Annotated in this window: 19 protein-coding genes; 7 read left to right on the top strand and 12 right to left on the bottom strand. The window is 41.6% G+C overall.

Annotated features, from left to right (window positions below; genetic code table 11):
• Window positions 1-106: 106 nt before the first annotated feature.
• Window positions 107-2626 (bottom strand): serine hydrolase domain-containing protein, encoded by a 2520-nt coding sequence (locus KEM09_RS05285; RefSeq protein ID WP_212226455.1) that lies wholly within the window; start codon window positions 2624-2626, stop codon window positions 107-109.
• Between the two features lie 211 nt (window positions 2627-2837).
• On the opposite strand from KEM09_RS05285, the gene KEM09_RS05280 reads away from it, so the two are divergent.
• Entirely contained in the window at window positions 2838-3245 is a 408-nt protein-coding gene (locus KEM09_RS05280) for a response regulator (RefSeq protein WP_212226454.1), read from the top strand.
• Between the two features lie 31 nt (window positions 3246-3276).
• Here the strand turns inward: KEM09_RS05280 and KEM09_RS05275 are convergent, their stop codons facing one another.
• Window positions 3277-5232 (bottom strand): OmpA family protein, encoded by a 1956-nt coding sequence (locus KEM09_RS05275; protein ID WP_212226453.1) that lies wholly within the window; start codon window positions 5230-5232, stop codon window positions 3277-3279.
• Between the two features lie 37 nt (window positions 5233-5269).
• Window positions 5270-5995 carry a lysophospholipid acyltransferase family protein gene (locus KEM09_RS05270; RefSeq protein ID WP_212226452.1) on the bottom strand — a complete coding sequence of 242 codons (726 nt, stop codon included), beginning with the start codon at window positions 5993-5995 and terminating at the stop codon, window positions 5270-5272.
• A gap of 203 nt (window positions 5996-6198) precedes the next feature.
• Between KEM09_RS05270 and KEM09_RS05265 the strand changes: the two genes are divergently transcribed.
• Complete coding sequence (locus KEM09_RS05265; protein ID WP_212226451.1) at window positions 6199-7029, top strand: nitroreductase family protein; 831 nt, start codon at window positions 6199-6201, stop codon at window positions 7027-7029.
• A 7-nt stretch (window positions 7030-7036) separates the two neighbouring features.
• Here the strand turns inward: KEM09_RS05265 and KEM09_RS05260 are convergent, their stop codons facing one another.
• On the bottom strand, window positions 7037-7345 hold the full coding sequence (locus tag KEM09_RS05260; protein WP_244824847.1) for a YkgJ family cysteine cluster protein: 309 nt from the start codon (window positions 7343-7345) through the stop codon (window positions 7037-7039).
• A 35-nt stretch (window positions 7346-7380) separates the two neighbouring features.
• Here KEM09_RS05260 and sfsA point away from each other — a divergent pair, with 35 nt between their 5' ends.
• The 3 genes from sfsA to KEM09_RS05245 all read left to right on the top strand — a co-directional run bounded on the left by sfsA (window position 7381) and on the right by KEM09_RS05245 (window position 12016).
• Window positions 7381-8079, top strand: a complete 699-nt coding sequence (sfsA, locus tag KEM09_RS05255; RefSeq protein ID WP_212226448.1) for a DNA/RNA nuclease SfsA — start codon at window positions 7381-7383, stop codon at window positions 8077-8079.
• A 150-nt stretch (window positions 8080-8229) separates the two neighbouring features.
• Window positions 8230-10110 (top strand): hypothetical protein, encoded by a 1881-nt coding sequence (locus KEM09_RS05250; protein ID WP_212226446.1) that lies wholly within the window; start codon window positions 8230-8232, stop codon window positions 10108-10110.
• Window positions 10094-12016 (top strand): DUF3857 domain-containing protein, encoded by a 1923-nt coding sequence (locus KEM09_RS05245; protein WP_212226444.1) that lies wholly within the window; start codon window positions 10094-10096, stop codon window positions 12014-12016. Before KEM09_RS05250 ends, KEM09_RS05245 begins: the two co-directional genes overlap by 17 nt.
• A 55-nt stretch (window positions 12017-12071) precedes the next feature.
• On the opposite strand, the gene KEM09_RS05240 is transcribed toward KEM09_RS05245, so the two are convergent.
• The 3 genes from KEM09_RS05240 to KEM09_RS05230 all read right to left on the bottom strand — a co-directional run bounded on the left by KEM09_RS05240 (window position 12072) and on the right by KEM09_RS05230 (window position 14336).
• The gene (locus KEM09_RS05240; RefSeq protein ID WP_212226442.1) at window positions 12072-12995 is read right to left on the bottom strand and encodes a DUF6263 family protein; all 924 of its coding nucleotides are present in this window, start codon (window positions 12993-12995) and stop codon (window positions 12072-12074) included.
• 68 nt (window positions 12996-13063) lie between these two features.
• Entirely contained in the window at window positions 13064-13531 is a 468-nt protein-coding gene (locus KEM09_RS05235) for a hypothetical protein (RefSeq protein WP_212226440.1), read from the bottom strand.
• A gap of 91 nt (window positions 13532-13622) precedes the next feature.
• Window positions 13623-14336, bottom strand: a complete 714-nt coding sequence (locus KEM09_RS05230) for an XRE family transcriptional regulator (protein ID WP_212226438.1) — start codon at window positions 14334-14336, stop codon at window positions 13623-13625.
• 143 nt (window positions 14337-14479) lie between these two features.
• On the opposite strand from KEM09_RS05230, the gene dinB reads away from it, so the two are divergent.
• Both dinB and KEM09_RS05220 read left to right on the top strand, forming a co-directional pair.
• Complete coding sequence (gene dinB / locus KEM09_RS05225; RefSeq protein ID WP_212226434.1) at window positions 14480-15748, top strand: DNA polymerase IV; 1269 nt, start codon at window positions 14480-14482, stop codon at window positions 15746-15748.
• Between the two features lie 79 nt (window positions 15749-15827).
• Window positions 15828-18803 (top strand): DNA polymerase III subunit alpha, encoded by a 2976-nt coding sequence (locus KEM09_RS05220; RefSeq protein WP_212226430.1) that lies wholly within the window; start codon window positions 15828-15830, stop codon window positions 18801-18803.
• 78 nt (window positions 18804-18881) lie between these two features.
• On the opposite strand, the gene KEM09_RS05215 is transcribed toward KEM09_RS05220, so the two are convergent.
• The 5 genes from KEM09_RS05215 to KEM09_RS05195 form a co-directional block, all read right to left on the bottom strand.
• A complete protein-coding gene (locus KEM09_RS05215; RefSeq protein WP_244824845.1) occupies window positions 18882-21041 on the bottom strand; it encodes a S46 family peptidase in 2160 nt (719 codons plus the stop codon).
• Window positions 21042-21063: 22 nt separating this feature from the next.
• Window positions 21064-21636: a Maf family nucleotide pyrophosphatase gene (locus KEM09_RS05210; RefSeq protein ID WP_212226428.1), complete on the bottom strand. Its 573-nt coding sequence runs from the start codon at window positions 21634-21636 to the stop codon at window positions 21064-21066.
• 98 nt (window positions 21637-21734) lie between these two features.
• A complete protein-coding gene (locus tag KEM09_RS05205; RefSeq protein WP_212226425.1) occupies window positions 21735-22676 on the bottom strand; it encodes a geranylgeranylglycerol-phosphate geranylgeranyltransferase in 942 nt (313 codons plus the stop codon).
• A 16-nt stretch (window positions 22677-22692) separates the two neighbouring features.
• Window positions 22693-23208 (bottom strand): KdsC family phosphatase, encoded by a 516-nt coding sequence (locus tag KEM09_RS05200; protein WP_212226422.1) that lies wholly within the window; start codon window positions 23206-23208, stop codon window positions 22693-22695.
• Between the two features lie 98 nt (window positions 23209-23306).
• A complete protein-coding gene (locus KEM09_RS05195; RefSeq protein WP_212226421.1) occupies window positions 23307-23759 on the bottom strand; it encodes a nuclear transport factor 2 family protein in 453 nt (150 codons plus the stop codon).
• Window positions 23760-23769: the final 10 nt, after the last annotated feature.

Genomic DNA, 23769 nt, shown 5'->3' with positions numbered 1-23769 from the left:
TTACAATTTATAATGATTAAAAATAAAAAAAATAGAAAGTTTTAATAACCATTTTAGAATAATTTAAAAGTTATCGAAACTTTCGCATGATTATTTAACATCTTCCTCAGTACTTAACCGAGTTGTAAATCACATCCTGAATCTTGGTACGCACATTCATTTCAATCAACTTTTTATTATAGGATTTTGGATGAATCCTATTGGACAGAAAAATATAAATCAATTCGTATTCCGGGTCAACCCACAAGATAGTACCTGTAAAACCAGTATGCCCATAAGATGCGGGAGAAGCACTTTTTGACACATGGCTATTTTCTGATGGCTCCAGTTCTGGCTTGTCCACGCCTAATCCACGCCGGTTACCATGATTGGCTGTTTGAGTAAACAAACCAATGGTTTCGGGAGTGATGTATCTGATTCCCCCATAAGTTCCTTCATTCAGAAGCATCTGCGCCAATTTGGCCAAATCACCGGCGTTGGCAAACAAACCGGCATGTGCCGCCACGCCTCCAAGCATAGCAGCGCCCTGGTCGTGCACATACCCGTGAAGCAACTCTTTTCTGAATGCCAAATCATCTTCAGTGGGCACAATAACACTTTCACTAAACTGATTTAATGGACAATACACCAGATTACCAGCTTCTAAACTTTTTGTTATCCGACTGTAATACAACGAATCCAAATGCTCTTTCTTTTCCTTTTCAATAACCTTTTGTAACAGGTAATACCCCAAGTCACTGTAGCGATATTCCTTTTTATGGAGCTCTGATGAATAAATAGCTGTATACATCGAATCGACATAATTCTCATGCATAAACATGCCTTTTGACACCTTAATATTAAAGGCGTCATCTGACTCGGTCGAAAATACATCCTTTCGGTAACGGGCATGCCTGTTTTGATACAGTCGCGTATCAATACGAGTATTGTAGAGCCGTGTATAGTGGCGACTATATAAGAGACGTTTCCCAAGCGACTCACGATCCAAAGCATTGGTATGAAACGGAATATAACTGGTTAAACCGCTTTGGTGCAATAACAGCTCACGAACAGTAATACCTGCTTTATCTGTAGTATCAATACCTGCAATGTACTCGTCAAGTGTTGCGTCCAGATCAATAACACCACTTTCATACAGTTGCATAACCAATGGAAAAGTGACCGCCAGTTTAGTGATTGAAGCCACATCATACAGATGATCGTTTTCTACTTTTTGCCGTTTTTTATAGGTATGATATCCATAGGCTTTTTGAATTAGCACATCTCCATTATGAGCAACCAGTAACTGGGCACCAGGCGTTGCTTCTTTCTTAATGGCATCATAGATGATACTATCAATTTTTGCGATTGAATCGCCGGGCAGATGGTTCAGGCGAAATTCTTTGAACCCAAGCCGATTTTTGGCAGCAATGACTCTGTCAAAAGCATTCTGTATAAACCAATAATGGTGAGGCGAGAAACCATCAACACCCACTCCGTTAAAAACAGCCTGTGCCAAAATGCTCCACGAGTGTTGAATGTTTTCTGGCATTGAGACAATAGCATCGAAGTGCATCATGGCTTTTAAAAGCGTTGATTTACTTAAATTACCTGCGTATACCAACACTTGTTGCTGACCACCTTTATCTCGTTCCGCGCGCCGCAAGACATAACGAAGTTGTTGCTCATCATCGCATAACAAAAAACATATATGCTTGCCACCAGGAGCTGCGCTATCTATCTGCTTGTAAAAGTCGGCTCTTAAAATGAATTCATCGGCATTGCCAATACATTTATTTTCAATAGAGGTGCTATAGTCAGCCAGATTATTTATCGGAAAAATCTGTTGGCGCTGATAGATACTTATTGACTTGACGAAAGCCTGTTCTCGCATCAAACCTTGCATTTTATCAGCTGGCATACTATCGGATGACACCTCCAGCAGACATCTCAAAACGTTTTTTGTACAAACATTCAGATCATCAACAGGTACCATTCCTGCCTCAATCGCCTCTTTCAGTTGCTGTTTGCCAAACGAACTATTCGCGTCCCAAAACAACCAATTATGTTGTAAAAAATTAGAAAGTGTAATGTTTTTGGGCTTTAATGGTTTCCAGATATCAAGTGCAGGCAAACCAATATTCGCCCAATCAATAGCAGATTCGTTATCTGCTTCATCGGTTCCCAGGCGTGCTTTTATAACTAAATCATTGAATACATCATATGGAAAATCAATTATAGGAAAACTGGCTTTACAACTCCCATTAAGGTGCTCACCTGTATATAATCGAGCCGTGCCAGCTGAAGCTCCTGGAATTACGATTCCACAATAACCTAATTGTCGGAAGGACAATTCACTGCATTTGAACAAACGTTTAACCAGCTGTTCATCATTAATGGCCTGTATTGTAATTTCGTTAGGATACGAAAGCTCTAAATCATCTTCAAATCCCATCCTTGTATCACAAACCGGATAGCTTACACCAATTGTTAAACTATCCCTTCTATCTGCAACGGTGCTTTTTATAAATAAAAGATCCACTTTCTGACTGATTGACAACTGACTAAACAATGAATCCAATCGCTCATTGGCATCAACAGCTAATGCACAGAAACTTATAAGATAAAACAAAATAGAAATTCTCATCACACCGGGTCTATCCAAAGAAAACAAGTAAACGAAATTAGTGCTTTTGTTGAGCCAACCCATTTTTTTCATAAAAAATAAATGAAAAAACGACCAATTAAAATTCATTGCCAATAGACACCATACAGGATTTTCATAACCTTTTTTGGATAATAGATAAACATAGACTATTTTAGAATTCGAAAAAGGATATTAATCTATCTATATTGAAATGAGTGTAAGTGATTCGATAAACAATTCGCTGATACAGGATTGGGCTGATAAGGTTATTTTAGTAGTTGAGGATGTGGATACTAACAAAATATTTTTTGATGCCGCATTACGCAAAACCAATGCTAAAATTCTTTGGGCGAAAGACGGAAAAGAAGCCATTGAACTATTTAAAGCCAACGAAATTGACTTGGTTTTGATGGATTTGCAATTACCTATTATGGATGGCTACACGGCCACTCGTGAAATAAAAGCTATTAATAAAGCTATTCCGGTTATTGCGCAAACAGCGCACGTGATGTCGGGCGAAAGAGAAAAGTGTATGGAAGCTGGTTGCGATGACTACCTGGCTAAGCCCATTCGCCTACAAATACTTATGGATACTCTGTCAAAATATTTAAATAAATAAAAAACTGCCTTCGGGCAGTTTTTTTTGCTTCTTACTTTTCAATCACCTTCAGTTCTGTTCGTCTGTTCTTAGCTTTCCCTTCTTCTGTATCGTTTGATTCTATCGGTCTGTCAAAACCATATCCCCGGAAATGGAGTTGTTGTACATCAATACCTTTTTGTTCGATATACTGATACACTGCCTTCGCCCTTTGTTCTGATAATGACAGGTTGTAGTCACGACTGCCGGTATTATCCGTATGTCCGCCAATCTCCACTTTTAGTGTTGGGTTTAACTGAAGTAAGCGAACTACATAATCAAGCTCAGTATGCGATTCGGCCTTAAGCTGATAAGAGTCGGTTTCAAAAAACACATTGCGTAATACAAAGCTGGCTCCCTCCTTAATCTGACTCAGGTATACATCCAGAACCTGCGGTTTTTCAATGGTCCCATTTCCCGATACATCAAAGTTATCGGAATAAAACAGGTAACCTTCTTTCTGAATATTTAGAGCATAAGTATCGCCAGCCGGCAGACAAAATAAGAATTCACCAGAATGAGGGGCTGTAAATGTATTGACCGATAATTGTCCGCCAGGTAATTTATTGATTTTAATGTCGGCAGATAGTGTCTCATTTGTTTCACTATCATACACCCTACCCTTAATATAAGTAACGGGCATTGGCCTTATCTTTTGAGGAATCGTAAACTGATAAAGATCTTTATCTTCACGATTATCCAGGCCGTTAGAAGAGAAATACCCTAAATCGCCTTTTGCGTTAATCACCAGTCCTATTTCCTCATCTTCGGTATTGAGCGGATATCCCAGGTTAACAGGCCGACTCCAACCATTGACGCTATCATATCGCGAATAGAACAAATCCATTGCACCCATACCTGGCCAGCCATCTGATGAAAAATATAAGGTCTGATTATCGAGGTGTATAAACGGTGAATTCTCATCCTCTGCAGAATTGATATTGTCTCCTAAATTCTCAACTTTACCAAAAAATGGCGAACCATCCTCTTTATACCCTATTATAGTGGACTTCCAGATATCTTTACCGCCTTTTCCACCGGGCCGGTTACTAACAAAATATAGCGTACGCCCATCGGATGAAAAGCTTGGTTGCGACTCCCAAAAGGGCGTATTCACAGGGGCACCCAAATTTACGGGTTTACTCCAACCTTCCGCAACGCGTCTTGAAAACCAGATATCGCAGCTCCCTTTTCCACCACGGCGACCGCATGCCGTAAAAAACATCCAATTACCATCGGCACTAAGTGCCTGCGCACCTTCATTGCTATTGGTATTTAACGACACCAGCGGCTCACGCTGTAACCATTCTCCATCCTTTTTATAAGACACATAAAAATCTTCACGAAAATTAATGGCATTTTTAGCTAATCCGTCCGTATCCGTTATCAAAGGATCTTTGGGTACCAGTACCGTAAAAATCATTGTTTCACCGTCTGCACTTAAACTGGGCCAATATTCATCAAACTGACTATTGATGTTTTCTCCCAGGTTATATGGCTCTATATAAATAGGATTCACAATAGCTTCTTTGGCAAACTGCGCTTTCTCAATCCAAAATTCGGGATTGAGCTTTGTACGCTTATTTTTGTTATGCCGTATGAAGGCCTCCATCCACACGCGCACCTCATCATACTCGCCAGTATTATATTTAGCCACACCCATATTAAACAAAGCGGGCACAAAGAATGTACTATCAATAGCCAGGGCCTTTTCTAGGGCCTGTACCTCATTCTGGTACTGCTTTAAATTAAAGTAGATATCAGCCTTTAAAAGATAAGCCTCAATAAAAGCTTTTTCTTTATTGATAGCACCATCCAGGTGTTTTAATGCGTCAGCAGCTCGCTCGTTGGCATAACTTGTTTGGGCAGCTTCAAAACTTGCTATCGCTTTTTTTGATTTAACACTGTAATTCTGCGCCACTAAACCAAAGTTGCAGCATGCAAATAGAATAATTAAAAAATACTTCATACTGCAAGTACTACGATTATTCATCCGAAATGTTTATTTAATTTACGCTTAAGGCCGATTGAATAGTTGTATGGGTTAAATCAATCAAATCATTCTGACATTCGGTATACTGCCGGGTATCAATTGGCTCATGTATCACCATTCTTACTGAACCGGGAAAAAGATTCAAGCCTTTATTGTACACCCTATAAGTATCAACAATACTAACGGGCAGAATGGGCAGACCAAGTTCAAAAGCAATTTTAAAAGCCCCCTTTTTAAATCGGCCCATCTGGTTGGAGCCACTTCTGGTGCCCTCGGGAAAAATAACTACAGACGATCCATTCGCCAGCTTTCGCTTGGCTTCTTCAATGGACTCCATGGCTGCACGCGGTGAAGAGCGATCCAAGAAAATATGACCAACTTTATGACTCGCATAACCTATTCCCGGTGCATTTCGAAGCTCTTTCTTCATGATCCATTTGAAATCAATCCCCAACCAACCATATAGTAAAAAGATATCGTAACCACTTTGGTGATTGGCAATAATAACATAGGACTGTTGTTCTTTTATATTCTCGCGTCCCATTACAGTTACCAGCATGGGCGTAAGATAACCGGTTACACGCGCCCAGGTAGCCCCCCAGAAACTACCGATTCGGGGACTGACAAGGATAGAGAAACTGGCTGCCAGGAATGAAAACAGCAGACTAGAAACGGCAAATAATGGGATGAAAATAAAGAACTTGTAGGGTTGATACAGCCAGTATGCGAATTTCTTCATGTTACAATCATCAATTTAAACAGCCCCAGGGTTGTTATCAACAACTTTTTAAAACTTATTTAATCAATATAAAAGCCCTCAACACTCATTTTTGAAATAGCTTAATGCAAAAATAGTGATTCAAATTATTGGCACAACAGGTGTTTGATATTAAAATCAGTCACGTTATGTATATTTGTGGCTCCCAAAAATGATTTGAACAAATGATGACTTCTATTAGTGATAACTGCTGCCGATGCAAAAAGTGTGAGCAAATATGTCCTGTATCGGCTATTGATATAAATAATAATAACATTAGTTATAACTGCATAAAGTGTTACCACTGTGGTGCTATCTGCCCCCAGAAGGCAATAAATGCTGAATACTTACCAGGCACAGCAACTCAAAATAACATATCACCCTACAACTTTGAGTTGCTGATGCAACAGCGTCGCTCTCATCGGAAATATAGCAACCGCAAAGTTGCACCTGAAATACTTAAAGAGTTCATCAATCATCTGCGCTTCAGCCCAACAGCCAGCAATTTGCAGACACTCAACTTTACTGTTGTTACCAATCAGGACAAGATACAAGAAGTTAATAACCTGACAATAGACACCTTAACTGGCGCCTATAACTCACTTAATGCGTTTACCAAACCACTCATCCGCTTACTTTTGGGCCAACACCGTCTAGCACAGATGGAACAATCGAAACGAAAATTTCTTAACAAGAAAGCTGTAAACAAGCAAATGATAACTTACAACGCCCCGGCAATGATTATTGTACACAGTCCGACAAGTCCGGTGGGTATGCCCTGCCATGATGCAAACATCTGGACTGGCATGGCTATATTGTATGCTGAATTACTAGATCTTTGCACATGTATCAATGGCTACATTGTTAACGCGGCCAAACGAAATAATAAGGTAAAAAGGACATTGAATATCGATCAATCAGAAACAGTTTATGCTGCTCTCCTAATTGGTTATCCACATAATAAATTTGCAAATACGGTTGAGCGAAACCCTCCGCTTATCAAAACAATTGAATAGCCATACTCTATAAATGTTTCCATTCTGATAACCCCTGAAGCTGTGCTAATATTTCAACAGCTTCGCTGCGGGTATGACCACAAAAAGTGGGCTCAGGCATAAAACCTGCGCAAACACCGGGACGCTCAGGTGAGTTAAAAATATCGCATTTATAATCAGCTGTTAGATGAGGGCATGGAACGCCACCTGGCTTACCCTCCGGCATCTTGGGTAACCTTGATGATATACTGGGCACAATACAACAGGCCCCACAATTAGCTCTACATTCCATTACATCAGCATTTTTAAACTGCCGCAAAAATATAGCATTCACCATTAATTATATACTTTTGATTGAGAAAATAATGATATATGATTTTTGAAACACCTCTGGTTCATGGCACACTAATTCGACGCTATAAGCGCTTTCTGAGCGACATCAAGCTTGATGATGGCACTACTGTGATTGCCCACTGCACCAATAGCGGCTCCATGAAAACCTGCATTGAAGAAGGCGCCGAAGTCTATCTCTCGCCGGCCAAAGATCCTAAGCGAAAAACCCGGTTTACATGGGAGATGATTAAAATCAACGATCAATGGGTGGGTGTTAACACCTCACACCCCAACCTAATAGCCTTTGAAGCCATTAAAAATGGTACAATTGATAAACTCAGTGGATACACCCACGTACAACGGGAAGTAAAAACAGGCGATAGCCGCATAGACATCATGGCACAAAACGACCATGAGACCTGCTTTATTGAAGTCAAGAATGTGACCATGAAGGACGGCAAATATGCACGCTTCCCCGATGCTGTTACCACTCGTGGTAAAAAGCACCTTGATGAATTAATCAAACTCAAGAAAGAAGGCTTACGAGCTGTTATGCTATACATCATCCAGCGAAGTGATGTGGAAATTTTTGCCCCAGCACATGAAATAGACCCAGATTATGCTTATACTTTAAAGCATGCAAATAATGCTGGTGTTGAAATTATTCCAATTCGTGTAAAAGTAAGTCCCAATGAAATTAACATTGAGAAAGAGTTGCCTTTTGAGTTAGATGCCTAACACACGACTGTTATATACAAACTTTACTATCAAAATTATTATATAATCATTCTAAATTAACATATCTACTACTTTATTTCGCTATTCATTATACTGTTGGTTTGATAATTAACTATATTTAAAAATATTGTCTCATTCAAATCCAACTCTATGAAAAGGAATATTCTAGCTACACTGTTCTTATTAACAGCATTAATTGTTAATGCCCAAAAAGCGCCAATTAAATTTGGCAAAGTCAGCAAAGAAGAAGTAGAAATGACCACCTATGAACCAGATACATCAGCTGCAGCTGTTGTATTATGCAAATACGGCCGCTTCAGTGCTTCAGACTTTAAATTTACTCGAATTGAACGAATAAAAATTCTCAAAAAATCAGGCACTAAATATGCCGAGTTTATATTTCCTGGCAGAGAAAATGACACCTTCAGAGGTAGAACTTACAATCTGGTTGATGGTGAAGTTGTTGAAGACAAGCTTAAACGTGAATCAATCTTTAAAGAAAGAGTTACTGAGCGATACTTTCGATATCGGGTAGCATTGCCTAATGTTAAAGAGGGAAGTGTTATTGAAGTTGAAACATCAACAGTAGGACTGCCAACTGAGTGGACATTTCAGCGCTCTATACCGGTTAAACACTGCGAACTATTACTTGAAGAATCAAACTATATTAACTATCGAAAAAGGATGGTTGGATACGAGCCCATTGACCATTCCGACGGCAAACGCTTTATAGCCAGAAATGTACCTGCCTTTAAAGCTGAAGCATATATCAATTCGAAAGAAAACTATATCACCAAATTTGAATTTGACTTACTCAGTGTGAACTTTCCTGGATATTACGAGTCATTTACCACCTCATGGGAAGCAGTTAATGACCGGCTGATGGAAAGTGACTATTTTGGAAGCACTCTCAAAAGCGGAGGAGGTTACCTATCTGATATTGTAAAAGAAATTGAAGCGCAGAATCTATCGCCAATTGATAGAGCTAAAGCGGCTTTTGAAGCCATTAAAACAGTAAAATGGAATAATGAAATATGGATATTTACTTCGGGTAACCTAATGTCAAAGCCCTTTAAAGAAAAAGTTGGCAATAGCACAGACATCAACTTTATGCTGATACACCTGCTAAAAAAGCTTGACATTGAGGTTTACCCTGTAGTAATCAGCACACGAAATAATGGTATGCTTAATCCATTTTACCCGAGTTATGAAAAATTAAATTACACATTGGTTTGCGCCAAAATTGATGATAAAAACTACCTGCTTGATGCCACTGAGCAAGAGCTTGAATTTGGCATGCTTCCGCTAAGGTGTTTAAACCATCAGGGGCGCATAGTTACCAATCAGCAAGGCCAATGGGTTGATATTATCCCTAGTTTCAGAGATTATGAAACGGTGTTTTATGATCTACAACTTGACGAAAACCTAACACTGGAAGGTGAGGTTAATTATAGTCGAACCGGTTATGCGGCATATGATTTTCGCAAGAAATTTAAAAAATATGCAGGTGATGAAGATTATCTGGTGGCTCTCGAATCAAAACACAATGGTTTGATAATTAAAGATTTTTCAATTGACAATGCAGAAGAAATCAGCCAACCAGTAAGAGACAAATACGAAGTGGAACTAAAAAACAAAGTGGAAAGAATTAATGACATGGTAATGCTTAATCCTTTTTTACTTGAAAAAGTAAATGAAAACCCATTTAAACTGGAGAAAAGAGAATACCCGGTCGATTTTGCATATTGCCGCACTAAATACCTGGTTTCAAACATTACAATCCCTGACGGCTACACCATATCTGAGTTACCTCAAGCAATAAGAATCGTTACACCTGACAAGTCAGTATCTGTTATGATTCAGCATCAGCAAAAGTTCAATAAGTTAATGACTGTCTACAAATTCAACATCAACAAAACGATGTTCTTACCTGATGAGTATGCTCAATTGAAATTGATATACGAACAAATTATAAAAAAACATGCAGAACCAGTAATTCTAAAACCTATTTCCGATGCAGCCAGCTTATAATAAATACATCTTATTACTATTAGTATGCTTCAGCTTTGGTTCAATATCTACAGCCAAAGATGCACCACAATATGCAGTAGACAAGATACCTGCTGAACTTCTAAAGAACGCGAACGCAGTGGTTCGCATCAATGAAGTAAAGCTCAACATCCTGTCTAAAAACAAAGCCAACAAAGAGGTAAAGTATGCAGTAACTATTCTAAAAGAAAATGCCATTGATGAATCATTCTTTGCTCAGGGATATGATAAATACATTAAGATCAATGATATTTCAGGGATTATTTACGATGCCAATGGGAAACGCGTTAAACGAATAAAAACAGAAGATATTCTGGATTACAGCGCTATCCAGGGATTCTCCCTTTATGAAGATAACCGTGTTAAAGCCATTGATCCTGAATACATGACCTTGCCTTTTACTATTGAATACTCCTATTCAATAGATTACAAATCATTATTCTTTATGCCATCATGGTATGTTTTCCCCGGATATAATATTTCGGTTGAACACTCAAGCTATAGCGTAACCACCCCAAACTCTTATATCCTTAGATACAACGAACTCAATCTCTCAGAAAAGGCAGAGGTCAGGCAAAGTGGTGAGCAAAAAATATATGCGTGGAAGCATGATAATTTTAAAGCAATAAACTACGAACCATTCAGTCCGCCATCATCCATCAGCTACCCTTGTGTGCAAACCGAACCCAGTACATTTAATATCAACAACTACGATGGAGATTTCTCAACCTGGGACGACATGGGGCGCTTTATGTGCGCGCTTAACGAAGACCTGGATATTCTGCCAGTAGAAACACAAAATGAAATTAAAGAACTTGTAAAAGATGTGACAGACATTCACGAAAAGGTGGCACTTATTTATCAATACTCGCAAAAGAAGAACAGATACATCAGTGTACAAGTTGGTATTGGTGGCTGGCAACCTTTCCCGGCTGAGACAGTTGACCGACTATCTTATGGCGACTGCAAAGCGTTATCCAACTACACCAAGGCTCTACTCAAGGTTGTGGGAATCGAATCCAGATATACATTGGTTTATGCAGGAGCAAGTAAACGCCCAATCAATCCAGATTTCCCAGGAAATAACTTCAACCATGCTTTTTTGTGTGTTCCTTTTCAACAAGACACAATCTGGCTTGAATGCACCAGTGCTACCTCACCTTGTGGTTATATTGGTGATTTCACCGACGATCGGTATGTATTATTAATCGAAGACAATGGCGGTAAACTTGTTAAAACACCATCTTACTCAGCTAAAGTAAATAGCCAAAGTACAATTGGGGAGGTTCAATTTACAGATAACCTATTATTAGACATAGATGCCAAGATCAAATATTCTGGGGCCAACTACGGTGATGAATACTACTTATTGCATATTGATGAAAAGGACAGGCGCAAAAAAATCATTAAAGACATTAGAATACCAAACTTTAAATTGATAGACTATCAATTGGCAGATGAGAAAACCAGTACTCCTTCTCTAACCAAAAATATGCGACTGGAAGCTTCAAACTATTGCACACAAATGGGTAACAGGACCATCCTGAAACTTAATCTGTTCAATGCGTTCAATTCGGTACCTCAATATGCACGAAAGAGAAACAATCCGGTTTACATCAAACGCAACTACAGCGAATCGGACACCATAAAATATGCACTACCTGCAGATGTAGAAATAGAAGCGCTCCCTACTAAAACTGTGCTTAGCTCAAAATATGGCGAATATGAAAGCTTTGCAGAAAATAAAGATGGTCATATCATTTACCATCGCTATTTTCAAATCAACAAAGGCACCTACCCTAAAGAAGAATTTAATGACTTCAGAGAGTTCCTTGAAAAGGTATCGATAGCCGACAATGCCAAAACAGTTCTGATTTCGAAAACATAAACAATAAAAAAAGCCGGTTACACCGGCTTTTTTTATGCTATTAATATAATCGAATTTACATACTTGTATAAGTCGACTCGGTTTTGATCTTCATCGGCATTTCCATTGGAGCAGGCAGCTGGGCCGACTCTATTGCGACGTTTCCATCCAGGCTTTGAGTGAGCTTTACCTCTGTTGGCCAGCCTGTTTTAGCATTAATATTAGCAGTAAACGACACATCGCCTTTCAGATTAAAATGCTGCGTCATACCCATTTGCTCAACCGACTGCCCTTCTTTTGTAGCCATGGTGCCTGAACCCGACAGTTTCACCTCATTACCACTCACAGCATCCACATTGTAGTTAAACGTATTGTCGATTGGAACAGGCTGCACCAATTGAGTATTGGTAGTCCACTTTGATCCAACCTTCACTTTTTCAACCGGGTAAATAATAAGCATACTGCTCATCGTATGTTTCATACTCTCATCAGAGAACTGACCTGACAACTGCTGCTTCATCATGGCCGCCTGCTGCGGATTATCACCAAAGGCGGTGGACAATTTCTCCAAGACAGCTTCAAAGCCTTTTACTTCCAAAACATTACCCCGTTCATCAAATTTCATCTGAAACTTATGACCTACAATCAGGCTAAAAGTTTTATTTAAAGGATTGTTTGGATCGGCATTGGCATCATTTGAATCATAACTCATGTTCATCATGGCCGCTTCGAGTTTAAACAGCATCGACTCAAACACCAGCTCCGAGGTATAAACATCACTGCTTTTGTCATTAATCTTAATAGAAATATCACCAGCAATAGTTGTGCTGACATTCTGGGACATCCCCGAAATATTTTGCTCAATGGCCTGGGTTGTATGCTGCTTAAGCAGATAAGTCTCGCCCACTTTGAGGTTATAGCGTAAAGCTGTTTGCGCTGATACATCTAATGAAAACAGCGCTACTGCAATTAGCAGCAGAAACAAGTTAAGTTTCTTCATAATATTAGGTTTATTAATTATAATGTTACGAAGCTAAGAAAATTTATTCAGGATTGCCCGCTGCTCCACTATTCCTTTACGCGCACATACTTTTCAATTAGCAACAGGTTCTCATCACCCAAGCCCAGCTCTTCCAACTCTTCCACTCCTTGCTGAATAAGTGTATCGCCCTTTAGCTCCAACTTAAATTTAAACGAGTGACCTTCCCAGGTGCGGGCGGTACAAAAATCAAGGTTTTCAACATACTCGCCATTGCTAAAGCTCACTGTGCCACCACCCGACATATAGGCGACTGTGCTGCTATCTTTACCCTGCTGTAAATCATGCAGAAAAAAAGCAAAATGCGTGGGAGTGATAATCTTAATCATCTCCTGCCCATCTACCATATTCGAAGTCACCGAATCTTTACTGTGATAATCGGACGATATCAACTGCCAGGCACCCACATATTGTTCCGGAAAAGTGGTTGAATTCTGGTTGATGTCATTGCACGCAAAGCACAATCCTGCCATAAGGATTAATAAAGTAATTCTCATAATTCATTTAATATTTTAAGGTTTTGAGTAAAGATAATCATCTTCTTCAAAGCAGCATCAAGTTGCAGGTGCATAAAACACCCGCCAATCATCATCGCTCAATCTCAAAACCATTATAAGTTTCAAACTGCCAAACCTCAACAATCTGACTCACATTTAATTCATATGGCTTATACAACCGATTGGTGGACACCAGCAGCAGCGACTGTTTACTTTGCACCTGATTATACACCACCTTAAATACAATACCTTCGTCGCGCGTGACAACTATACAAGGCGTACCGTCTTTAATCATCTGCCAGTTTTGAATATACGAGCCCGTCACCCAGGCGCCTTCAGGAATGGGCAACATCGAATCGCCCTGAATCTGAAACGTCCGGTATGTTTTATCTTTTGGTAAAAAGGGTAAGGAGAATTTTGGCAATGAGGCTATAAACCCAGTATCTCCATAGTCGGATGCATAGCCGGCCTGTGCTTTCACCGGCACCAGTTCAATATTCTCCTCTCCCTCATCGCTAACCGAAATAGTCAACAACCTCAACTTTTGTCCGGTTACATCAATATCAAATCCGCCTTCAATCTGCGATAACTGAAACTCCGACAATGCATCTAATTTATAGCGTACCAACGCATCGATGGAAACATTAAAATACTCGGCAAAACGGATAAGCGTTTTAAATGGCGGCTGCACACTTTTTTCATAGCCTGCCAACGTGGTGCGAGTCAGCTCCAACACAACCGACAAATCACTCTGTGACATACCCTTACGCTTTCTTAAGAACTTAATATTATCTGCAAAATACATAGACCATCCGTATTGAAATTTTTTAACCGTGATTATCAATAGCTTGCCATTCTCACCCTCATTTTGAAGGCTAGAATGATTTACAAATATACGAAACATGACTATATTATAGTCAGATAAATGACGATTTAATCGACAATTAAATGAATAAATCAATTTTGCATCTGGATCTAGACACTTTTTTTGTGTCGTGCGAGCGTTTGATAAATAAGGAGTTGATAGGCGTTCCTGTGCTGATTGGCGGAACATCAGACAGAGGTGTGGTAGCTGCCTGTAGCTACGAGGCCCGCGCTTACGGCATACACTCGGCCATGCCTATGCGTATGGCCCGGCAGCTGTGCCCACATGCCAAAGTCATAAGGGGCAACAGTCAGGCCTACAGCGAATATTCCAATACCATCACCGACATCATCAGGGAGCGTTCTCCCCTTTTTGAGAAATCATCCATTGATGAGTTTTACATTGATGTAACCGGCATGGATCGCTACATCAAAACCACCTATCTATGGGCAAAAGAACTACGCGAAGAAATCATTCACGAGACTAAGCTCCCCATTTCATTTGGACTATCTACCAGCAAAACCGTAGCCAAAGTGGGGACCGGTGAGGCTAAGCCCAATAACCACATTCAGATAGAAACGGGCTACGAAAAACCCTTTCTGGCTCCTCTATCCATCAAGAAAATACCCATGGTGGGCAACAAAACCTATCATCTGCTACGACGCATGGGCATTGAGCGGGTACGCACGGTGCAGGAGATGCCACCCGAACTGCTGGAACGCGTACTGGGCAAAAACGGCATTGCCATCTGGAAAAAGGCACAGGGCATTGACAACACGCCGGTAGTAGCGTGGAGTGAGCGTAAATCCATTTCTACCGAACGTACCTTTGAGCAGGACACCACCGACGTGTATACACTCAAAAGCATACTGGTGGGCATGGCCGAGAGTCTGGCCTATCAGCTGCGCAACAGTAATAAACTCACCTCGTGTGTTTCGGTAAAGGTGCGCTACTCCGATTTTCAAACACATACCAAACAAAAGCACATCCCTTACACATCTCTGGATCATACACTTATTGAAACGGTGAAAGACCTGTTTGAGAAAGTATACAATCGCCGGGTACTGGTTCGCCTGATTGGCGTGCGCTTTAGCAACCTGGTTGGTGGCAGCTACCAGATACGCTTGTTTGAGGACTCGTTTAAGATGATTAAGCTCTACCAGGCCATGGACAAACTGCGTGGACGTTACGGCGAAGATGCCGTCAAACGCGCTCAGGGCATGCGGGCACGCCATGTAAAACAGATGAACCCATTTAACGGACAGATGGATGGTGCAATTATTAGTCCGAAGCCCTCAATCGGTGCACAGTGCACAATGCAGAGTGCGATGCATACAAGTCCGGAGCACTAAGCACAACGCACCATGCACCGACTACTGACTACTGACTACTGACTACTGACTACTGACAATACAACTACAAACTAAATACATGCTAACTAATTGCCATTCATACTACAGTTTTAAATACGGTACCATCTCCACCGAGGATTTGATTAAGGTGCTGACACATCACGGGTACACCACCTTTGCCCTCACTGATATCAACAATACAGCAGCGAGCATTGATTTTGTGCGCCTGGCGGCTCAGCACAACATCCGCCCGGTGGTGGGTGTGGACTTTCGAAACGGCACGCAGCAGCAATACATAGCTCTGGCAAAAAACAATGCAGGCTTTAGAGAAATTAACGAATACCTGACGCCTCATCTACACGAGAAGGTCAGTTTTGACCCGCTGGCGCCATCTTTTGATAATGTCTATATCATCTATCCCTTTACCCATGACGACGACGAGCTGCGCGACAATGAGTTCATTGGCATTTCGCCGGAAGAGCTGAAACAGCTTCCCTTCTCTCCCTGGAGAAATCGTCTGGATAAACTGGTGCTTAAACACACCTGCACATTTCGCAACAAACACGATTACAATGCGCACCGTTTGCTGCGAGCCATCGACAACAACACCTTGCTGAGCAAACTACCTAAAAGCGAGCAGGCCAGTGAGGCAGACACCATCCTGCCCAAAGACAAACTGCTACAACTTTTTACTACCTATCCGCAGATTATTGAAAACACAAAAAAGTTGCTGGACTCGTGCAGCATCGACTTTAGCTTTGGCACCAACAAAAACAAGCAGATTTTCACCAGCAGCAAAGAAGCAGATTTTGAGCTACTGAAGAAGCGTTGCGAAGAAGGGCTTACTTATCGCTTTCCGGATAAAAACGAGGAGGTTGTCAAGCGTATGTACAAAGAGCTGGAGGTGATACGCAACCTGGGATTCTGCGCCTATTTTTTGGTGACGCTCGACATTGTGGACTATGCCCGCAGTCAGAATTTTTATCACATTGGCCGGGGAAGCGGTGCCAACAGCTTAGTGGCCTACCTGCTGCGAATCACCAATGTAGACCCCATTGAGCTGGATTTATATTTCGAGCGCTTTATCAACCCCTTCAGGCAGTCGCCGCCCGATTTTGACATTGACTTTTCATGGACCGACCGCGACGATGTGACCCGGTATATTTTTGAGACCTATGGCTATGAGCACGTGGCCCTGTTGGGCAACTACGTTACCTTCAAATACAAATCGGCTATCAGGGAGATAGCCAAGGTGTTCGGACTGCCCGACGACGAGATAGTAGCCTTACAGAAAAACCCATCGTCAGCCACCGAAAGTAAGTATGGCGAGTGGGTAATTAAGTACAGCCAGTTCATCGATGGTTTTCCCAGCCACTGCAGCATCCACTCCAGCGGTATCATCATCTCCGAAGAGCCCATGAGCTGCTACTCGTCCACCGAACTGCTGCCCAAAGGCTTCCCCTCCACCCAGTTTGACATGTACATTGCTGAGGATGTTGGTCTTCACAAATTCGATATTCTGAGTCAAAGGGGCTTAAGCAAGATTAAAGACACGCTGGAAATCATCCACGAGAATGCCGGTAAGGACATTGATATTGATGATATCCCCAGGCTTAAAAATGATGAGCATATTAAAGAACTACTGAAGGTGGGTAAAGCCATTGGCTGTTTCTATGTCGAATCGCCGGCCATGCGCATGCTGCTTACCAAATTGAAGGCCGATGACTACCTGCGCCTGGTAGCTGCCAGCTCTATCATTCGCCCGGGTGTAGCCAAAAGCGGAATGATGCGTGAATACATTCTGCGCTTTCAGGATGAGGGACGACGTGAAAAAGCACGGGAGGAACTGCCTGAACTATACAACCTGCTGGAAGAAACCTACGGTGTGATGGTTTACCAGGAAGATGTGATTAAGGTAGCACACTACTTTGCCGGTCTGTCGCTGGACGAAGCTGATGTGTTGCGCCGTGGTATGTCGTGGAAATTCAGGCAGCGCAACGAATTCTGGAAGGTGCGCGATAAGTTTTTCAGCAACTGCCAACAGAAAGGCTATGCCAGGCAAACCATTGCCGATATATGGCGACAAATTGAGAGCTTTGCCAACTACGCCTTTGCCAAAGGGCATTCGGCCAGCTATGCCGTTGAGAGTTATCAGGCTCTGTTCCTTAAGGCTTATTACCCGCGCGAATATATGGTTGCTACTTTAAATAACGGTGGTGGTTTTTATCGCCCTGAGCTTTACCTGCACGAAGCCCGCATGCATGGTGCTATTATTGAAACGCCCTGTGTTAACCGGAGCGACTGGCCTTGTATCATTAGTGGGAAACGATTGTTCCTGGGGTTCTTCATGCTCCATGGCCTCGAACGAAAATCAGTAGAACTATTGCTCAACGAGCGTGGTTTGTTTGGTGAGTTCTCAAGCCTGGCCGATTTTGTAACACGCGTACCCATATCGCTGGAACAGCTTTTGATACTTATCCGCATTGATGCCTTCCGATTTACCGGCAAAACAAAAAAAGAACTCCTATGGGATGCTCACTACCTGCTAGGCCACACAAAAGCGACCAAACCCGAGCCTACCCTTTTTCAAACAGTAGTGAGAGAATTTGAGTTGCCCCTTTTATGGGAGCACGAGCTCGAAAATGCCTTTGACGAACTGGAATTACTGGGTTTTCCGTTGACTTCGCCCTTTAAGCTCCTAGAAAAGCAGTTGCCCAGCCAGCTAAAATCGGCCAACCTGCCCCATTTCATTAATCAAACAGTAGTTATAGTGGGCTACCTGATAACTCGCAAACCCACACGCACCAGCAATGGTGAGCATATGTCATTTGGCACTTTTTTGGATATTGATGGATACTGGCTGGACACGGTACATTTTGCCCATTCATTTAAACGCTACCCCTTCAGAGGGCCAGGCTGTTACCTTATACGTGGCAAAGTAGTGGAAGAGTATGGCTTTATAAGCATTGAAGTAAGCCAAATGTATCGTTTAAATAACCAGACGCTGGAAGAGAATACCCGCTTACGAAAGTCAGCTGAAACGATTAGTATTTGACAGAGCAGACCATATCATCCCAAAAGCAAAGGCCACCCCGATGGGATGGCCTTTGAAATATGCTTGCATGAGTAATAATTACTCAATAATAGTCATCTCATCGAGCAGGTAACCAGCACCAGCCATTTTATCAACAATAAACAGCACGTAACGCATGTCGAGCGATATGTTACGACACTGCTCTGGGTTGAACATCAAATCACTCATCACCCCTTCCCAGGCACGGTCGAAGTTAATACCAATCAGATGGCCTTCGGCGTTCAATACCGGGCTACCAGAGTTACCTCCTGTTGTGTGGTTAGTAGCAACAAAACAAACCGGCACTGTTCCGTCCACTTCATAACGACCATAGTCTTTATTCTTATAAAGCTCTTTCAACCTGGCCGGTACGCGATAATCATAAATATCCGGATTATCCTTTTCCATAATCCCTTCAAGAGTTGTATAGTGCTTATAGTAAACAGCATCGCGTGCCGTGTACCCCTTCACCTGACCATATGACACACGCAAAGTGAAGTTGGCATCAGGATAGAATACCCTATCCGACTCGTACTTCATTTGAGCAGCCATGTAGGCCTTATCCAGATCGGCCAGCTCACTGCGGTACTTTTTCAGCTGCGGATACACTTTATTGCTATATACATTAGCAAAGCTCTTATTGAGCAAATAAGCAGGGTCCTTCTCTAATACTTTAAAGGACTTAACTGAGAAAGCATTGATAAAGTCGATTACTTTGGCTTCCTCATCAAACACTGATTTAGCAAACAGATAGTCGACATATTTATTAACATCGCCCTTAAATTTGCCATTGATCAAATTATACACATCAGGCTGAAAGGCGGCATCAATATTTTCGGCATACATACTTAACAGCTTAGCCGAAACTTCCTTATCAAGCGGCTGATAGTAATCTTTAAAGAATAATTTGACGCTTTTCACCAACCCGTCCTTAAGCTTCTGTGCAGCTTCAGCATCTAGTTCTTCGGCTTTATAAAGGGCCACCAGAGCCTCCATCTTACCAGCCAGATTAGCAATCTCAATACCATTCGACGGTATCATTTCACGATAGTAACCGTAGGTAAGATTATAGTTTGTGTACGCTTTATAAACTTTCTCATAGTTGCTCAACAACTCAGCATATTCCGGTGCCTCAGCCTTAGCCCATGCTGTAAATCCTTCTTCATAAGCTTGTTTTTTGTTGATGGCATCCAGAATTTCCAGCCCCCTGTTTTCACCAATCCATCGTTTCCAGCTATTGGAGATACGGGCATTTTTAGCTGCGTATTTAATACGAACTGCCGGATCAGCTTCCTGAAAGCGATTCATAATAGCCAGCTTCTCGGTACGCACGTCAATTAATTTTGGATTCACTGTTTCGGTCAGCATCTGCAAGTGGTATGATGGCACATACTGATAGGTGCTACCCGGATAGCCGAATACCATGGTAAAATCCCCTTCATTAACGCCTTTAAGCGATACCGGGAAATGCTTGGCTGGCTTGTAAGGCACATTATCCTTTGAATAGTCTGCCGGTTTATTATCCTTGTCGGCGTAAATACGGAACATGGAAAAATCACCGGTATGACGGGGCCACATCCAGTTATCAGTGTCACCACCAAACTTACCTATAGCCGATGGAGGAGCGCCTACCAAACGTACATCTTTGAACACCTCATTAACAAACAAAAAATACTGATTACCCTGAAAGAAAGGCTTCAACACAGCTGTGTAGTGCGTATCTTTAATCGCCTCTTCTTTGATCGCCTTGATATTTTGGGCAATGATTTTATTACGCTCCTCTATTTTCATGTCATCCTTCACGCCATCAAGCACGCGCGCCGTTACATCTTCCATTCGTTTCAGGAAAGTCACTGTCAGATTGGGGTTCACCAACTCTTCCTCGGGTGACATCGCCCAGAAACCATTCGTCAGGTAATCGTGCTCAACAGAGCTATGGTACTGAATCTGACCATAGCCACAATGATGGTTGGTCACAATTAGTCCTTTATCAGAAATCAGCTCACCAGTGCAGCCACGGCCAAAAATCACCACTGCATCTTTCAGGCAAGCCTGATTAACACTGTACACATCTTCCGCTGTCAGCTTAAAGCCCATCTCCTGCATCTGTTCGATGTTGTATTTCTTCAGTAACATCGGAATCCACATTCCCTCATCGGCTCTGGCAAAAGTTTGTAAAAACAATGCCGCCACCAATGTCAATACTATTCTTTTAATCATTCTGTTGATTTTATAAGGATTTTTAAAATTTCTGTAATTCGCTATATAATTTCTGCACAGGTAGTCCCACCACATTAAAGTAAGAACCTTCGATACGCTCAATACCTATCATGCCAATCCACTCCTGAATACCATATGCCCCTGCTTTGTCAAAAGGCTGGTATTGTTCGATGTAAAAGTCAATTTCCTGTTGCGTCAGTGTTTTAAAAAACACCTTGGTTGAAACAGTAAACGCTGATTGCTTGCTGCCGCTGGTAAGTGCAACGCCAGTTATCACTTCGTGCGCACGCCCCGACAGCATCTGCAACATCTCCTCCGCTTCTTTCTTCCCGGCAGGTTTACCCAGTATGTGCTCATCACAACACACGATTGTATCGGCTGTTATCACCAATATATCGTCTGCTTTGCAATCGGTCTCGTAAGGCTGCGCCTTCTTCCGGGCCAGGTACAGAGGTACTTCATGTGCCGGCATATCATCCGGATACGTTTCCTCAACATCCTCTTTAACCATTACATCAAAAGGGATATTCAGATGAGTAAGCAACTCTTGTCGGCGAGGCGATTGTGAAGCCAAAATCAATTTGTAGTTAGTCATTACTGAGCAACTATATTTTAAGGTTATCAATATGCAAAAGGCAAATATAAAACAATTACGCACCAATGAAATTGGATTGCGCAGATAGCCTATGTGTTTTAAAACATCTGACCAGCCATGAGAATAAACAGTACTCCCAACAGAATAATTAACTTACTGATGTTGCTGACCTGATGATAATCTGCAGGCGTACCGGCCTTTATCCATTTAACTGCCAATAAGAAGTGTGGCAATGTAAATCCGATTATAAAATAAGGCAATACATACGGGATATCCTGAAAATCATCTACATAAAAATAAACACCCCACATGGCTAATAACGAGAAAGCCACAATGATTAGTACAAAAGCTTTGGTCAGCGGTAAACCCAAGGCAATAGGCAAGGTTTTACAACCAACCGCTTTATCGCCTTTTATATCTTCTGTATCTTTAATTATCTCACGAATAAAATTGCTAATAAATGCAAAAATGGCGAAGCCACTGGTCCAGAACCAGGCTGTTGAGCAAGCCTCGGTACGTATTATAGCCTGTCCATGCACTTTACTCAACATAGCAAACTCAACCGACACCACCAGCAACACAACAATACCTGTTAAGAAGGAAATTACCAGGTTACCAATAACAATATGCCGTTTAAATGTTGTACTGTAATACCATAGTATGACCGGAGTACTGATAAACATGAGGGCATAAATTTCTTTGCGGGATACGTAAGCTATAAACAAGCCTATTAGTATACCACTAATGGTCAGCAGCACATGTAGAAAAAGGGCCATCCGGCGGGTGATATACTTACCCACCAGCACCTTATCAGGCTTATTAATCCTGTCAATACGGATGTCGAAATAATCGTTAATGATATAGCCAGATGCTGCCAGCAGCAAAGTAGCCAGCACCACCAAAGCAAATCGAAAATGGGATAAAACCGGATGCAAATCAAACTGTTCGAGAATAGGCAGAATTAATCCATAGCGTAATGCATATTGCATTCCGCCAATCATCAAAAGATTTTTAAGGCGTATCAGTTTTAGTATATACATTGTCCGGTTGCTTAGGTTACCAAATATAATCCAAAGCCCACTTACCGTGTGCCCTTAATACCTGCTCCATCACATCGCGCACGGCACCTTCCCCTCCTTTTTTATCTGATATATATTTGCATAATGACTTAATTTCTTCGACGGCATCTGATGGGCATACAGGCACTCCCACGCGTTTCATCACCGGATAATCAGGTAAATCATCCCCCATATACATCACCTCACCGGCATGCACACCTGTTTCTTCCAGCCACTCTTCAAAACAGGGCAACTTCTTTGAAATTCCAAGGTAAATATGCTTCACTCCCAGCCCCTCGTACCTTTTTTGCACCGCTAGCGTATTGCCACCGGATATAATAGCCACCGGATATCCCAGCTTAACAGCCAGTTGCAAGGCAAAACCATCTTTAATATTGGCTGTGCGCATAGGTTCACCCGAAGGATGCATAGGTATCATCTGGGACGATAACACACCATCTACATCGAAGACAAAGGCCTTCACTTTCATTAAATCTTCCTTGAAATTACTCATTCTGTTTTCACTTTTAGTGCGAAGATAAGAAAAAGGCCCTTCAAATTAATTATGAAGAGCCCTTGTTCCGACTATATTACTTACAATTCTTACATTATTCAGGTATGATCAAGTATAATTTTCCACTGACCATCAATATATTTCCATACCAGCGAAAAGTTGCCTTCAGCGTCCCCCATCTGACGTTTAAGGTGGAAACTTCCGATAACTATAACACAATCATCGGCCAATTGTTTAAACCGTTTAAACCGATAGGTTAAAGTTCCTCGATGCCCGGCTGTCGGGTAACCCTTCTGATACCTTTCCAAGGTATTTTGCCAGCCATAGGTAATGCTGTTTAGTCCCATAAAACAAAGTGAATCTGATTGCCAATACACCTGCATATATCGTTCAAAGTCACCATCATTCCACGCCTGACGCGAATCTTCCATCTGCTGTAAGATCGTCTGTTTAACTTCATCACTCACGGTACTATAGACATCCTGTTGCGGTTTACTTCCGCAGGCCCACAGACTTATGCTTACAAGTAATAGGAAGAATAACTGTTTCATAGCTTTGTTT

This window comes from Carboxylicivirga mesophila (assembly GCF_018271975.1).
In the GTDB taxonomy this organism is placed as follows: domain Bacteria; phylum Bacteroidota; class Bacteroidia; order Bacteroidales; family Marinilabiliaceae; genus Carboxylicivirga; species Carboxylicivirga mesophila.
This window is presented reverse-complemented; position numbering and strand designations above follow the sequence as displayed.